Source organism: Pseudomonas sp. WPR_5_2, assembly GCF_003634475.1.
Taxonomy (GTDB): Bacteria; Pseudomonadota; Gammaproteobacteria; order Pseudomonadales; family Pseudomonadaceae; genus Aquipseudomonas; species Aquipseudomonas izuensis.
In genome coordinates this window covers 1-13,270 of sequence record NZ_RBLA01000010.1, presented here as the reverse complement: position 1 = coordinate 13,270, position 13,270 = coordinate 1, and the positions used below count along the sequence as shown (strand labels likewise).

Sequence of the window (13,270 nt, the reverse complement as noted above, 5' to 3'; positions counted from 1 at the left end):
GACCAGTCTCGCGACCAGTTGTGATAATCATATCGATTCTCATTACCAAGTCAACAGCTGATTTCCCATTGCCGTTCTTTGTGTCGTACGTGCTGGTTAAGTCCTTGTAACTATTGAATATTGATCTGTCGTTTTTAGTGAGCGCCATTGCAGTTCTTCCCTGATCAGGATGGCAAGCGGCGCTCGTTCAAATCTTGTGGCGTGACGAAATGGCTTCCAGCTGTTTATTCAGGGCTTCTTTGCGTTCGGCGGGAATGTCGTTCCAGTGCACGTCCATCAGGGCGCCTTCGATTGCATACAACAACACCTTGGACGCCCGGAAACCGCGCGTGCGCACGGCCCGATAAGCGTCCACCGCCCCCAGGCGACGCAAGTCCGAAGCGCTGTGGATGCCCACTGCATGCAGCCACTGCGCCGACGTCTTGCCAAGATTCTTAAGGTGCTGCAGTTCATCATTCATCAAGCCTCCTTGCGATGGCCGAATGGTGCGTGGGCAAGCTTCTCAGGAGTGTAGCCATCAGTTGAAAAAGCGTGATTGTTTGATCGTTTTTGACGCAAATGCTTCTAAAGGGCGGGCGCTTGCGAGGGCGTGAACATTGGCGAATGGAAGGGGAAGAGAGTCAAAACTGCCCCGAGTCCCGTGCGAAGCGGGGGCACCGGACTTGTCAATTTACGCGGATGGTCAGCGGGTGCGATAACGTAGTCGTGTGCCGAAATTCATCGACATCAAAATCTCGTCAGCACTCAGCTCCGCCGGAAAATATGCGCCGGAAATTTGCGCATGGGCCAGGCTCGCGCCTTCAAGCGAAGCGTTGCGAAAGTCGATGCCACGCAGATCGGCGGAACGGAAGTAGGCATCGGTAAAGTCGATGCCGTCGGCGTTCAACTCGCGCAAGTCCAGGCCCCGGAAGTCTCCGCCGACCATGTCGATAGGGCCATCTTTCGGACGCTCATTGTTGAAACCCGTGATGTCATCTTTGTGCAGCAAGGCATACAGCGGGGTGTCGAGAAGTTTCGGCTGGCTCATGTCGCATCACCTGTTGGTTTTATGACGCCAGTATAGTGCCACTATTTGGCAGCCGTGAAGCCGGCGAAAGCCCCACGGCTGAAATAGTTTTTTACAGACCAGGCAGGCGTTGGCGAATTTGCGCCACGACTGTATCGAGCGTCCCGCTTTCGTTGGTCTGGACGCGTTTGCTGCGCAGGATTTCTGCCGGTGTCAGGGCTTCACGACTGGCTTGCTGCGCTTCGATGACTGCCAGGGTCGCATCGGATGGATCTGTCTTGTCTGCCTGGCGCAGGGCCAGCCAGCTCTCGATCACGGCTTGCGGCGCATGGCAGTCGAGGATCAGGAAGGGCGTACCCGAGGCTTCGGCAATTTTCGCCGCGCTGTCGCGCTGATCGTGCTTGAGGTAAGTGGCATCGATCACCACCGGGAAGCCCGCGTGAAGGATAACGGCAGCAATTTCATGCAGGCGGTTATAGGTCGCGGTGCTGGCGTCGGCACTATAAATGCCGGCCTGCAGGTCATTTGCCACCTTTTGCTCGCCGAACAGGCGTTTGCGTTCAACATCGGAGCGCAGGCGAATCGCGCCCAAGGCTTCTACCAGGCGCATCGCCACGTGGCTTTTGCCGACAGCGGAAACACCGTGGGTTATGGCCATGAAGCGCGAAGGAATAGTGCTGTAGCTTTCTGCCAGGTTGGCGTAGGTACGGTACTGGCGCAGGGTGGTTGCGCGCTGTACCGGGGTGGCGTCGGCCGGCATGCTGAACAGGCTGACCTTGGCGCGAACCAGTGCGCGGTAGGCTTTATAGAAGTTGAGCAGCTCCAGGCCCTGGTAATCGCCGGTCAGCTCCAGGTACTGGCTGATGAAGCGGCGGGCCAGGCACTTCAGGCCGCGGTCTTCCAGGTCCATTGCCAGGAAACCGGCGTCGGCATACACATCGGTGAAACGGAACGGTTCGTTGAATTCGATGCAGTCGAAAATCACGACGTTGCCATCGATCACCGTGGCGTTACCCAAATGAATGTCACCATGGCATTCGCGGATGAAGCCCTCGGCCTTGCGCTGGGTGAAGACCGGTTTGAGGCGTTCGAAGCTGCTCTCGGCCCAGGCTTGCAGGGCGTCGAGTTGCAACAGGTCAGCCTTGTCGCTGAGGAACGGACGAATCTGTTCGAAGTTCTGCCGCACCGGCGCCATGACACTGTCCGGGGTGCCGGCGTCGTGTTCGGCCGGGACTTTCGGTGCGCTGAGGTGGAACCGGGCGATTTGTGCCGCCATCGCGTCGATGTGCGAGGGGGTCAGTTCACCATTGGCCTGCAGGGTGCTGAGCAAGCCGTTTTGCGGGAACTGGCGCATTTTCAGCACATATTCGATAGCCGGACCTTCGCCCCCCAGTTGCGGTGCTTCGGCGCTGCCAGTGACTGGCAGCACTTCAAGATACAAGTCGTCTGTCAGGCGTTGGTTCAAGCGCAGCTCTTCGCCGCAGAAATGCTTGCGAGCCTCAAGGCTGGTGAAATCGAGAAAACCGAAGTTGACCGGCTTCTTCACTTTATAAGCATAGGGGCCAGTGAGTAGTACCCAGGAAATATGGGTCTCTATGACCTGGAACCCGTCTACAGGATGCGGATAAAGGGCCGGGTTTTGCAGAGCGGCGATCAGGGACTGGCTCACAGGGGTGATCCTTCAGAGTCTGGAAAAATTCAGGTCGTCATTATGGCGGCTGGCCAGCCTAACGCAAACTCGGAGGCCTCCTGTTGAGGATGAATAAAGTGCGTATAATCCGCCGCCATGACTCGTACTCGATCCCCCCGTACCCCTAAAAAACCACCTTCCCGAGGCCTGCGGCCCTGGCTGGGCTGGGCCCTTAAACTCAGTCTGGTCGGCCTTGTGGTGCTGGCCGGATTCGCGGTTTACCTGGATGCCATCGTGCAGGAAAAGTTTTCCGGCAAGCGCTGGACGATTCCGGCCAAGGTATACGCGCGTCCGCTTGAGCTGTTCGTCGGACAAAAGCTGAGCCGGGACGATTTTCTGACCGAGCTTGATGCTTTGGGTTACCGACGCGAAAGCGTCAGCAATGGCCCGGGTGCGGCGGCGGTCAATGGCAATACCGTCGACTTGAATACCCGTGGCTTCCAGTTCTATGAGGGCATGGAGAATGCTCAACCGGTGCGTGTACGTTTCTCTGGTGACTATGTCGCCGAGCTCTCGGCGACGAACGGTTCGAAGCTCTCCGTGGTTCGCCTGGAACCGCTTTTAATCGGTGGGATTTACCCGAAGAACCTCGAAGACCGCATTCTGATTAAAATCGATCAGGTCCCGCCGTATCTGCTGGAAACGCTGGTCGCCGTGGAAGACCGGGATTTCTATAGTCACTGGGGCGTGTCGCCCAAATCGATTGTACGAGCCATCTACGTCAACACCTCTGGCGGCAAGATGACCCAGGGTGGCAGTACGCTGACGCAACAACTGGTCAAGAACTTCTACCTGACCAGCGAACGCAGCCTGAGTCGCAAGCTCACCGAAGCCATGATGGCGATGTTGCTTGAGCTCCATTACGACAAACGAGACATTCTTGAGGCTTACCTCAATGAAGTGTTCGTCGGCCAGGATGGTCAGCGGGCGGTGCATGGTTTCGGTCTGGCCAGTCAGTTCTTCTTCGGGCAGCCATTGTCCGAACTGAAGCTGCATCAAGTCGCGATGCTGGTGGGCATGGTCAAGGGCCCGTCTTACTACAACCCACGTCGCAATCCTGAGCGGGCACTCGAACGACGCAATCTGGTGCTCGATGTGCTTGAGCAACAAGGCGTCGCCACCGCCGAGCAGGTCGCCGCCGCGAAGAAAATGCCGTTGGGTGTGACAACGCGAGGCAAATTGGCGGACAGCTCCTTCCCTGGCTTCCTCGACCTGGTCAAGCGTCAACTGCGCGAAGACTATCGCGATGAAGACTTGACCGAGGAAGGCCTGCGCATCTTCACCAGCTTCGACCCGATCCTGCAGATGAAGGCTGAAGCCTCGGTCAACGACACCTTCAAGCGTCTGGCCGGGCGCAAGGGTTCCGATGATGTTGAAGCGGCGATGGTCGTGACCAACCCGGAAACCGGTGAAGTCCAGGCCATGATTGGCAGCCGCCAGGCCAGTTTCGCCGGCTTCAACCGTGCACTGGACGCGGTGCGACCGATCGGCTCGCTGATCAAGCCGGCGGTTTATCTGACAGCGCTCGAGAAGCCGAGTCAGTACACGTTGACCAGTTGGCTGTCAGACGAATCCTTCTCGGTCAAAGGTGCGGACGGTCAGGTCTGGAAACCGCAGAACTATGATCGGCGCTCCCACGGCACGGTTTTCCTTTATCAAGGCCTGGCGCACTCCTATAACCTGTCGACCGCACGTCTCGGTCTGGCGGTCGGTGTGCCGAATGTCCTCAAGACCCTGGGCCGCCTGGGTGTGAGCCGCGAATTTCCGGCCTTCCCGTCGATGTTGCTGGGGGCGGGCGGCATGACCCCGATTGAAGTGGCGACCATGTACCAGACCCTCGCCAACGGTGGTTTCAATACACCGATGCGCGGGATTCGCAGCGTACTGACAGCCGAAGGCGAACCGCTCAAGCGCTATCCGTTCCAGATTCAGCAGCGCTTCGACCCGGCGTCCATCTACCTGATCCAGAGCGCCATGCAGCGGGTCATGCGTGAAGGTACGGGCAGCTCGGTTTACAACGTGTTGCCGAAGACCCTGACGCTGGCGGGCAAGACCGGTACCAGTAACGATTCGCGGGACAGCTGGTTCGCCGGTTTCAGCCAGGATCTGCTGGCGGTGGTCTGGTTGGGCCGGGATGACAACGGTAAGACGCCATTCACTGGTGCCACCGGTGCGTTGCAGGTCTGGACCAGTTTCATGCGCAAGGCCGACCCGTTGCCGCTGGACATGCCTCAGCCGGATAATATCGTTCAGGCCTGGGTCGATTCCCGGACCGGGCAAGGCTCCGATGCCAATTGCCCAGGCGCCGTGCAGATGCCGTATATTCGCGGCAGCGAACCGCCTCCCGGCGCTGCATGTGGTGGCGAAAGCCCCACGCCTGGCGAAACGGTGATGGATTGGGTCAAGGGCTGGATGAATTAAGCGAAGAGGGTTTCAAGTGAACAAGTGGTTGATTCCAGCGGTTACCGTCGTGGCTTTGCTCAGCGGTTGCTCCTCCGTGCAGCGTGGCTCGATTCCGGTTGAGGACTCCGGTACCAACGTCTCCAACAGTGAGCGAATCTCGACGAATGGCGGTTTCCGTCAATCGACAGTCAAGCGTCCTGCGCAAGCCCGGGTTCAGGAAATTCCGCAAGGTGATACCGGCGTGGTCGTGATGGTGCCAGGTGGTGGCGCAACGACGTCGACACCGATCAGCACTACACCGATTACCCCTGGTCCGATTACGCCGGGCCCGATTGATACTTCGCCGGTGCAATCTGCCCCCATCAATCAGGGCACCTACAGCATGCCGTCGACGCCGAGCGGAATTCCTTCTGCCAGCTCTGGTGGCCTGTCCGCCGATGAGCAATTGGACGGTCCGGTACTGGCCCTGTTGACGACTGCTCAACAGCAACAGGCCGGCGGTGACCTCAATGGTGCTTCTTCAAGTCTCGAGCGCGCCCAGCGTGTCGCCCCGCGTGAGCCGCAGGTGCTTTATCGTTTGGCGCAGGTGCGCATGGCTCAAGGTGATGCTGCGCAGGCTGAGCAGTTCGCCCGTCGTGGTCTGACCTTCGCCAGTGGTCGTCCGGCACTACAGGCCAATCTGTGGGAGCTGATTGCCCAGGCGCGTGAGAAGCAAGGTGATTCCGCTGGCGCGGCACTGGCTCGTCAGAAGGCAAAGGTTTCGTCGTGATGGATGTACGTTTTCCAAAGATTGCCGAGCAGTTGCTGCTGATCGAACGTGAATTGCGGGTGCAAGGGTGGTGGGATGATGTCCCGCCATCCGCTGAGGCGCTTTCCAGCGTTGAGCCGTTTTCGGTCGATACGCTGGACTTCGAGCAGTGGCTGCAATGGATCTTTCTGCCGCGCATGAAAACGATCCTCGAGCAAAATCTACCCTTGCCGAACGCCTCGGGGATTCAGGAGATGGCCGAAATGGTCTTTGCTTCCCGTAATGTTCAGGGCAAGGATCGACAGCTGCAGGTATTGCTCAAAGAGTTCGATCAACTGATCACCGCAGCCCGCTGACCCCCGATCCTTTGTAGGAGCTGCCTCGTTTCGCTCGACAGCTCCTACAAATGGTTGCTGGCAGTTCTCCGCTATCTGTTTCTGCGTTTCGCCTATGCGCTCTTGCCGTTGAGTGTCGTCCAGGCGACGCAGCTCTCCTTCCACTTCCTCCCTGAGCCGCGGATTGTTTTGCAACTGCGCCAGGTTCGTTCGTGCCTGCTCACAAAACGCTTTCAATTCTGCTTGCTGATCGGCGACTTGCTTTTTGACGTTCCTATCGATGGCCTGTTGATCACCAATCGTACCGCTGTTCTTGGGGATGGTCGGATTGGTGGTGGGCGGGGAGGGCGTCACGACAACAGTGGCGTGCTGGCCCAAAGGCGGTTGCGCATCGTAATGAGTGACGCCCTGGGCATCGACCCACTTATAAATCTGGGCGGCCATGCTTAATGGGCTCAGGCCAATCAGCAGGCCGGCGGTCAGGAAAAACGCTCGCATGTGATTTCCTTGTCTCGGGTTGCGCAATTGAAGCTAACACACTTGAGGTTTCACGGTTTTTTCTTGCTTTCTCATGTGCTTAGTTCAATAAAGCACATAGACGACTTGACTTGCAGGGGACGAAACAGAAGAATCCAAAGTCCGCTGTAGAGGGACTGCCAGAAGCAGACCCACTCAGCAGATCATGAGGCGCACATCCGCGCCGACCTGTTACACCCGCAACGCGTTACCTCGCGCTGGGTGGGAAAGGCCCGCAACACTTGGGACGATCCCAATACTTGCTCAGTCAGTGCTGACGTAGTCGGCGACCACCGTCGCTCATGCTCTGCTGAGAAGTAAACCTATTAAGACCCGTCCCATTTTTCGTGGGCGGTATTCTGGCGTTTTAGAGGTGAGCAACGTGGAGCTTTTATCTGGCGGTGAGATGCTCGTCCGCTTTTTGCGTGACGAAGGCGTCAAATATATCTACGGGTACCCGGGTGGTGCTCTTCTTCATGTCTACGATGCCCTGTTCAAAGAACCGGAAGTGACCCACATCCTGGTTCGTCACGAGCAGGCGGCTACCCATATGGCTGACGGTTACGCCCGTGCCACCGGCAAGGCTGGTGTGGTACTGGTGACTTCCGGCCCGGGTGCAACCAATGCCATCACCGGTATCGCCACGGCCTATATGGACTCCATTCCGATGGTGGTCATTTCCGGCCAGGTGCCGAGCACCATGGTAGGTACCGACGCATTCCAGGAAACCGACATGATCGGTATTTCCCGGCCGATCGTGAAACACAGCTTCATGATCAAACACGCGTCGGAAATCCCGGAGGTCATGAAGAAAGCCTTCTACCTGGCGCAATCCGGTCGTCCTGGTCCGGTCGTTGTCGATATTCCGAAAGACATGACCAACCCGGCCGAGAAGTTCGAATACGTTTTCCCGAAAAAAGCCAAGCTGCGCTCCTACAGCCCGGCCGTTCGTGGTCACTCCGGGCAAATCCGCAAAGCGGCGGAAATGTTGCTGGCGGCCAAGCGCCCTGTGCTGTACTCCGGCGGCGGCGTGATTCTGGGCAACGGTTCCGCACCGCTGACCGAGCTGGCGAAAATGCTCAACCTGCCAGTGACCAACACCCTGATGGGGTTGGGTGGTTATCCTGGTACCGACCGTCAGTTCATCGGCATGCTCGGCATGCACGGCAGCTACACCGCCAACCTGGCGATGCATCATGCTGACGTGATCCTGGCCGTCGGTGCGCGTTTCGACGACCGCGTAATCAATGGCGCATCGAAGTTCTGCCCGAACGCCAAGATCATTCATATCGACATCGACCCTGCTTCGATTTCCAAGACCATCAAGGCCGACGTGCCTATCGTGGGTCCGGTGGAGAGCGTCCTGACCGAAATGGTCGCGATCCTCAAGGAAATTGGCGAGGCTCCTAACAAGGATGCCGTGGCCAGCTGGTGGAAACAGGTGGATGAGTGGCGCGGTGATCGTGGTCTGTTCCCTTACGACAAAGGCGACGGCAGTGTCATCAAGCCGCAGGCCGTGGTCGAAACCCTGTGTGAAGTGACCAAGGGTGATGCCTTTGTCGCCTCCGACGTGGGCCAGCACCAGATGTTCGCGGCGCAGTACTACAAGTTCAACAAGCCTAACCGCTGGATCAACTCCGGTGGCCTGGGCACCATGGGTTTCGGCTTCCCGGCGGCCATGGGCATCAAGTTGAACTTTCCGGATGATGATGTCGTCTGCGTGACAGGCGAGGGCAGTATCCAGATGAACATTCAGGAACTGTCGACCTGCCTGCAATACGGTTTGCCGGTAAAAATCGTCATCCTGAACAATGGTGTGCTGGGCATGGTTCGCCAGTGGCAAGACATGAGTTACGGCAGTCGTCACTCGCACTCCTACATGGAGTCGCTGCCTGACTTCGTCAAGCTGGCGGAGGCCTACGGTCACGTTGGTGTACGCATCACCGACTCGAAAGACTTGAAGTCGAAGATGGAAGAAGCGTTCGCCATGAAAGATCGCCTGGTGGTCATCGATATTGCGGTCGACACCAGCGAGCACGTCTACCCGATGCAGATCAAAGACGGCTCCATGCGCGATATGTGGCTGAGCAAGACGGAGCGTACTTAATCATGCGGCACATTATTTCCTTGCTTCTGGAAAACGAACCTGGCGCCTTGTCTCGCGTAGTCGGCCTGTTCTCGCAGCGTAACTACAACATTGAAAGCCTGACTGTGGCACCAACCGAAGACCCGACTCTGTCGCGTCTGACGCTGACCACTGTTGGTCACGATGAAATCATCGAGCAGATCACCAAGAACCTGAACAAACTGATCGAAGTGGTCAAATTGGTCGACTTGTCGGAAAGTGCTCACATCGAGCGCGAACTGATGCTGGTCAAGGTCAAGGCCACCGGCGCCCAGCGCGCCGAGATCAAGCGCACCACCGATATTTACCGTGGACAGATCGTCGATGTCAGCGCCAGCGTGTATACCGTTCAATTGACCGGTACCAGCGACAAGCTCGACAGCTTCATCCAGTCCATCGGCACCGCTTCGATTCTGGAAACCGTCCGCAGTGGCGTCACCGGGATTGCCCGCGGCGACAAAGTACTCAGCATCTAAACCAAATTAGCGAATGGCCTGAACGGCCTGGATATATAGGGGAAATTCATGAAAGTTTTCTACGATAAAGACTGCGACCTGTCGATCATCCAGGGCAAGAAAGTTGCCATCATCGGTTACGGTTCCCAGGGCCACGCTCAAGCGTGCAACCTGAAAGACTCCGGCGTTGACGTTACCGTTGGCCTGCGTAAGGGTTCGGCTACCGTTGCCAAGGCTGAAGCCCACGGCCTGAAAGTGACCGACGTTGCTTCCGCTGTTGCGGCTGCCGACCTGGTCATGATCCTGACCCCGGACGAGTTCCAGTCCTCCCTGTACAAGAACGAAATCGAGCCGAACATCAAGAAAGGCGCCACCCTGGCCTTCTCCCACGGCTTCGCGATCCACTACAACCAGGTTGTTCCGCGTGCCGACCTCGACGTGATCATGATCGCGCCGAAGGCTCCAGGTCACACCGTACGTTCCGAGTTCGTGAAGGGCGGCGGTATCCCTGACCTGATCGCGATCTACCAGGACGCTTCCGGCAACGCCAAAAACGTTGCGCTGTCCTACGCCGCCGGCGTGGGTGGCGGTCGTACCGGCATCATCGAAACCACTTTCAAGGACGAGACCGAAACCGACCTGTTCGGCGAACAAGCCGTTCTGTGCGGTGGTACCGTTGAACTGGTCAAAGCTGGTTTCGAAACCCTGGTTGAAGCTGGCTACGCGCCGGAAATGGCCTACTTCGAATGCCTGCACGAACTGAAGCTGATCGTTGACCTCATGTACGAAGGCGGTATCGCCAACATGAACTACTCGATCTCCAACAACGCCGAATACGGCGAGTACGTGACTGGTCCGGAAGTGATCAACGCCGAATCCCGTCAGGCCATGCGCAACGCCCTGAAACGTATTCAGGACGGCGAATACGCCAAGATGTTCATCAGCGAAGGCGCTACCGGCTATCCTTCGATGACCGCCAAGCGTCGTAACAACGCCGCTCACGGTATCGAAATCATCGGTGAGCAACTGCGCTCCATGATGCCGTGGATCGGTGCCAACAAGATCGTCGACAAAGCCAAAAACTAAGTCTGACACTTGTACGAAAAACGCGGCCTAGGCCGCGTTTTTTCGTTTGGCCGGCCGGTTCTGGTATAAAGCTGCATCCTTTGCGACGCGAACCGTTGTCGCAGATGTCTGTCGAAACTTTCCACCCCGTTGCAAGGTATTGTCCATGAGCGAACGTCCCGAAGAGCCAAACCAGGCCTCTGACGCCGAAAGCCTGCTGCCCATCGATGAGCATGTCGAAGAGGGGCATGACGCTGAAGGCCGTAAAGTCCGGCATCGTGGTATCTATCTTCTGCCGAATCTGTTCACCACTGCGAACCTGTTCGCAGGGTTCTACTCCATCATCAACTCGATGAGCGCCCAGGCTGCCTTGAGCGCCGGCGACTCGATCAATGCGAGCAAGTACTTTGCGTTTGCCGCCATCGCGATTTTCGTTGCGATGGTACTCGACGGCCTTGATGGTCGGGTTGCGCGCATGACCAATACCCAGAGTGCCTTCGGTGCCGAGTACGACTCGCTGTCGGACATGGTCGCCTTTGGTGTTGCGCCGGCATTGCTGGCCTTTGGTTGGGCCTTGGGTGACATGGGCAAGGTCGGCTGGATGGTCGCCTTCATTTATGTTGCGGGTGCGGCGCTGCGTCTCGCGCGTTTCAACACTCAAGTCGGTACGGCGGACAAGCGCTATTTCATTGGCCTTGCCAGTCCGGCGGCGGCGGGCGTTGTTGCGGGCATTGTCTGGGCGTTCAGTGATTACGGCATCCAGGGCTCCAAGATGTCTTTCCTGGTGGCCCTGATGGTCGCGGCAGCTGGCATGCTGATGGTCAGCAACATCAAGTACAACAGCTTCAAGGAGCTGGATCTGAAAGGGCGCGTGCCGTTCGTTGCGATCCTCGCCGTAGTATTGGTGTTTGCTGTGGTGTTCAGTGATCCACCGCGCATTTTGCTGCTGGTTTTCCTCGCCTACGCAGCATCCGGCCCCGTGCAATACTTGTTACATCTTCGTCGGCGCAAAAGCGTCGAGTGATGTAATTTCCCTCATACTCCGCAGTCTGTTGGTGCATCTGTTCTCCAATGCTGCGGAGTGGTCATGCTGATCAAAATCCCCAAAGCGTCCGACTGCCATGAGTCGGATGTCACGCCTGAATCCATCTACCTTTCTCGACGCAATGTTTTGGGTGCTGCCGTTACCGGCCTGGCCTTGAGCAGTCTGCCGCGGTGGGCGAGTGCCGGTGATGCGGCGCGGTATGCAGACGTCGAGCCTGGCAAGGCGCCTTCATGGTTCAGCGAAAAGCTTGCATCCATCAAGTGGGGTGCGGTTAACGTCAGGGATGAGGCGATAACGCCATTCAAGGATGCAACCCACTACAACAACTTCTATGAGTTCGGCACGGACAAGGGTGATCCGGCTGCCAATGCCGGTACATTAAAGACTGAGCCATGGACTGTCGTGGTGGATGGTGAGGTGGCCAAGCCGGGGCGCTATGCACTGGAAGACTTCATGAAGCCTTATCAACTGGAGGAGCGCATCTACCGCCTTCGTTGCGTAGAGGCCTGGTCGATGGTCATTCCGTGGATAGGTTTCCCCATTTCCGCGCTGCTCAATCAGGTAGAGCCCACCTCAAAAGCCAGATTCATTCGTTTCGAAACCCTTGAAGACCCCAAGAGCATGCCGGGGCAGCGCTCGGGTTTTGCCTTGATCGATTGGCCGTATGTGGAAGGGTTGCGGCTGGATGAAGCGATGAACCCTTTGGCGATTCTGGCGGTGGGGATGTACGGGCGCGAGTTGCCGAATCAGAACGGTGCGCCGTTGCGTTTGGTCGTGCCGTGGAAATACGGCTTCAAAAGCATCAAGTCCATCGTGCGGATCACTCTGGTAAGTGAGCAGCCAAAAACGACCTGGCAGAGTATCGCTTCGGACGAGTACGGCTTCTACGCGAATGTGAATCCTGAGGTCGATCATCCACGCTGGACTCAGGCGCGCGAACGGCGCTTGCCGAGTGGCCTGTTCAAGCCGAATGTGCGTGACACGCAAATGTTCAATGGCTACGCGGATGAAGTCGCTTCTCTATATACAGGGCTCGATCTGCGGAAGAATTATTGATGCGATATCCGTTTTGGCGTGTAGGTGTTTTCATCGCCGCGGCGATTTGGCCGCTGCTTTGGTTGTATCAGGCCTGGGAGGACGTGCTGGGGCCGGACCCAGGCAAGGTGTTGGTTGACCGGTTGGGGGTGGGGACGCTTGTTCTGCTGCTCATTACGTTAAGCATGACGCCGCTGCAGAGGCTCACCGGTTGGGCGGGCTGGATTGCTGTTCGCCGGCAACTGGGTTTGTGGTGCTTCGCGTATGTGGTCCTGCATTTGAGCGCCTATCTGGCGTTCATTCTCGGATTTGACTGGTCGCAGCTGGGCGTCGAGTTGCGCAAGCGTCCCTACATCATTGTCGGAGCCTTGGGGTTTGTGTGTCTGCTGGCTTTGGCGGGGACGTCCAATCGCTATAGTCAGCGGCGCTTGGGCTCGCGCTGGAAAAAGTTGCATCGCCTGGCATACGTGGTGCTCGGACTTGGATTGCTGCATATGCTCTGGATCGTGCGCGCGGATCTTAAAGAGTGGGCGATCTACGCGGCCATAAGTTCATTGCTATTAGTGTTGCGCCTGCCACCGGTAACTCGACGAATCCCGCGTTTAGTGGCTAAAAAGGCCTCTTCTGCCAAAAAGGCGTAATTAATGGTTGACGACAGATTCTGGAAGCCTATAATTCGCCCCACTTCCGGCGCAGTCGAAACGGAAAACTCCTTGGTAAACAATGAGTTATGCAGTTTTCGACAGTGAGTTGCTTCAGGTCATCGAAGTCGAAAGGAAGTTGAAAAAGAGGTGTTGACAGCAGCGAGTAACGCTGTAGAATTCGCCTCCCGCTGACGAGAGATCGA

Annotated in this window: 12 protein-coding genes and 1 pseudogene; 9 read left to right on the top strand and 4 right to left on the bottom strand. The window is 57.3% G+C overall.

Going from position 1 to position 13,270, the window contains the following annotated elements; all coding sequences use genetic code 11:
• Nucleotides 1–187 precede the first annotated feature (187 nt).
• From BJ917_RS28285 to BJ917_RS28275, 3 genes are all read right to left on the bottom strand, one after another.
• Nucleotides 188–460, bottom strand: a complete 273-nt coding sequence (locus BJ917_RS28285) for a TfoX/Sxy family protein (protein ID WP_096515175.1) — start codon at nucleotides 458–460, stop codon at nucleotides 188–190.
• A gap of 222 nt (nucleotides 461–682) precedes the next feature.
• The gene (locus BJ917_RS28280) at nucleotides 683–1,027 is read right to left on the bottom strand and encodes a pentapeptide repeat-containing protein (RefSeq protein ID WP_096515177.1); all 345 of its coding nucleotides are present in this window, start codon (nucleotides 1,025–1,027) and stop codon (nucleotides 683–685) included.
• Between the two features lie 91 nt (nucleotides 1,028–1,118).
• The gene (locus tag BJ917_RS28275) at nucleotides 1,119–2,675 is read right to left on the bottom strand and encodes a bifunctional aminoglycoside phosphotransferase/ATP-binding protein (RefSeq protein ID WP_121105677.1); all 1,557 of its coding nucleotides are present in this window, start codon (nucleotides 2,673–2,675) and stop codon (nucleotides 1,119–1,121) included.
• A 117-nt stretch (nucleotides 2,676–2,792) separates the two neighbouring features.
• On the opposite strand from BJ917_RS28275, the gene mrcB reads away from it, so the two are divergent.
• Genes mrcB through BJ917_RS28260 form a run of 3 tightly spaced genes read left to right on the top strand, consistent with a single transcriptional unit; the run spans nucleotide 2,793 to nucleotide 6,203 of the window.
• The gene (gene mrcB / locus BJ917_RS28270) at nucleotides 2,793–5,117 is read left to right on the top strand and encodes a penicillin-binding protein 1B (RefSeq protein WP_096515180.1); all 2,325 of its coding nucleotides are present in this window, start codon (nucleotides 2,793–2,795) and stop codon (nucleotides 5,115–5,117) included.
• A 16-nt stretch (nucleotides 5,118–5,133) separates the two neighbouring features.
• A complete protein-coding gene (locus BJ917_RS28265; RefSeq protein WP_096515182.1) occupies nucleotides 5,134–5,868 on the top strand; it encodes a hypothetical protein in 735 nt (244 codons plus the stop codon).
• Entirely contained in the window at nucleotides 5,868–6,203 is a 336-nt protein-coding gene (locus BJ917_RS28260; protein WP_096515183.1) for a YqcC family protein, read from the top strand. Before BJ917_RS28265 ends, BJ917_RS28260 begins: the two co-directional genes overlap by 1 nt.
• A gap of 57 nt (nucleotides 6,204–6,260) precedes the next feature.
• Here the strand turns inward: BJ917_RS28260 and BJ917_RS28255 are convergent.
• Nucleotides 6,261–6,680: pseudogene (locus BJ917_RS28255) on the bottom strand (DUF4124 domain-containing protein); the annotation flags it as partial.
• A gap of 400 nt (nucleotides 6,681–7,080) precedes the next feature.
• On the opposite strand from BJ917_RS28255, the gene BJ917_RS28250 reads away from it, so the two are divergent.
• The 6 genes from BJ917_RS28250 to msrQ all read left to right on the top strand — a co-directional run bounded on the left by BJ917_RS28250 (nucleotide 7,081) and on the right by msrQ (nucleotide 13,064).
• The gene (locus BJ917_RS28250) at nucleotides 7,081–8,805 is read left to right on the top strand and encodes an acetolactate synthase 3 large subunit (protein ID WP_096515648.1); all 1,725 of its coding nucleotides are present in this window, start codon (nucleotides 7,081–7,083) and stop codon (nucleotides 8,803–8,805) included.
• A 2-nt stretch (nucleotides 8,806–8,807) separates the two neighbouring features.
• A complete protein-coding gene (gene ilvN / locus BJ917_RS28245; protein WP_003205610.1) occupies nucleotides 8,808–9,299 on the top strand; it encodes an acetolactate synthase small subunit in 492 nt (163 codons plus the stop codon).
• 48 nt (nucleotides 9,300–9,347) lie between these two features.
• Nucleotides 9,348–10,364, top strand: a complete 1,017-nt coding sequence (gene ilvC / locus BJ917_RS28240) for a ketol-acid reductoisomerase (RefSeq protein ID WP_003228216.1) — start codon at nucleotides 9,348–9,350, stop codon at nucleotides 10,362–10,364.
• A gap of 145 nt (nucleotides 10,365–10,509) precedes the next feature.
• A complete protein-coding gene (gene pssA / locus BJ917_RS28235; protein WP_096515186.1) occupies nucleotides 10,510–11,367 on the top strand; it encodes a CDP-diacylglycerol--serine O-phosphatidyltransferase in 858 nt (285 codons plus the stop codon).
• 63 nt (nucleotides 11,368–11,430) lie between these two features.
• Nucleotides 11,431–12,444: a protein-methionine-sulfoxide reductase catalytic subunit MsrP gene (gene msrP / locus BJ917_RS28230; protein ID WP_096515188.1), complete on the top strand. Its 1,014-nt coding sequence runs from the start codon at nucleotides 11,431–11,433 to the stop codon at nucleotides 12,442–12,444.
• A complete protein-coding gene (gene msrQ / locus BJ917_RS28225) occupies nucleotides 12,444–13,064 on the top strand; it encodes a protein-methionine-sulfoxide reductase heme-binding subunit MsrQ (RefSeq protein WP_096515189.1) in 621 nt (206 codons plus the stop codon). The genes msrP and msrQ overlap by 1 nt, the downstream gene beginning before the upstream one ends.
• Nucleotides 13,065–13,270: the final 206 nt, after the last annotated feature.

Coding starts and splice junctions, on each gene's coding strand:
- BJ917_RS28285 (WP_096515175.1), bottom strand. CDS start 460: ATGAATGATGAACTGCAGCACCTTAAGAATCTTGGCAAGACGTCGGCG.
- BJ917_RS28280 (WP_096515177.1), bottom strand. CDS start 1,027: ATGAGCCAGCCGAAACTTCTCGACACCCCGCTGTATGCCTTGCTGCAC.
- mrcB (WP_096515180.1), top strand. CDS start 2,793: ATGACTCGTACTCGATCCCCCCGTACCCCTAAAAAACCACCTTCCCGA.
- BJ917_RS28260 (WP_096515183.1), top strand. CDS start 5,868: ATGGATGTACGTTTTCCAAAGATTGCCGAGCAGTTGCTGCTGATCGAA.
- ilvN (WP_003205610.1), top strand. CDS start 8,808: ATGCGGCACATTATTTCCTTGCTTCTGGAAAACGAACCTGGCGCCTTG.
- ilvC (WP_003228216.1), top strand. CDS start 9,348: ATGAAAGTTTTCTACGATAAAGACTGCGACCTGTCGATCATCCAGGGC.
- pssA (WP_096515186.1), top strand. CDS start 10,510: ATGAGCGAACGTCCCGAAGAGCCAAACCAGGCCTCTGACGCCGAAAGC.
- msrP (WP_096515188.1), top strand. CDS start 11,431: ATGCTGATCAAAATCCCCAAAGCGTCCGACTGCCATGAGTCGGATGTC.
- msrQ (WP_096515189.1), top strand. CDS start 12,444: ATGCGATATCCGTTTTGGCGTGTAGGTGTTTTCATCGCCGCGGCGATT.